At 53.3% G+C, this 647-nt stretch carries 2 protein-coding genes; both read right to left on the bottom strand.

The features are described from left to right. Positions 1-318, bottom strand: a 318-nt coding sequence (locus ACLO87_RS16795) for a tRNA (adenosine(37)-N6)-dimethylallyltransferase (RefSeq protein WP_430224344.1), incomplete at its 3' end; no start/stop codon positions are given. Beyond that, positions 311-647: hypothetical protein (locus tag ACLO87_RS16790; RefSeq protein WP_430224343.1), on the bottom strand; the 337-nt coding region annotated here is incomplete at its 5' end. The genes ACLO87_RS16795 and ACLO87_RS16790, both read right to left, overlap by 8 nt.

Raw genomic sequence — 647 nt, 5'->3', positions numbered from 1 at the left:
GCCCACTAACAGTGGGATCCGCCCCGCCGCGGTGATATCGGCCATTTCCGCCAGCGCATCGCGGCGAAAATCAGCAGCCGAGTAAGCCTGCGACGGATCGCGAATATTCAGCAATCGGTGCGGCGCGGCGAGTAACTCTTCAGCGTTCGGCTTCGCCGTCCCGATATCCATCCCTTTGTAAATAAGGGCAGAATCAACGCTTATCAACTCTACTGGTAAAATTTTACGCAGCTCAATGGCTAACGCCGTTTTACCGGAGGCCGTCGGCCCCATCAAAAAAATCGCCTTAGGCAGGCTCGCCTTACTGATATCACTCATCTTTCAGGGCTTTTATCGCCGGATGTAAATCAACAGATTGTAACAGACCACCCGGCGGCGTTTTCACAAGTTGCGGACATAACCGTTCCACGTCCGCCAGCAGGGTTATGGCCTGTGCCATTGACCACTGCGCATGTTCGCTCATCAGATTTCGTGCAATCCACTGCGCAATATTGCCAGGTTCGAATACGGACTGCTTCGCCAGGTAGCCTATCAGTTCAGGAATCAAGATTTGTAAATTTTGTTGGCGTAAGGGTAAAGGCACGGCCCTGATGGTCACATGCTGCGCATCGGACTGGAAATCAATACCCAGTTCCGCCAGGGCAGAC

The organism is Paenalcaligenes sp. Me52, from assembly GCF_050487965.1.
Taxonomy (GTDB): Bacteria; Pseudomonadota; Gammaproteobacteria; order Burkholderiales; family Burkholderiaceae_B; genus Paenalcaligenes.
The sequence above is the reverse complement of the archived record's forward strand: the minus strand, read 5'-3'. Positions and strand labels throughout refer to the sequence as shown.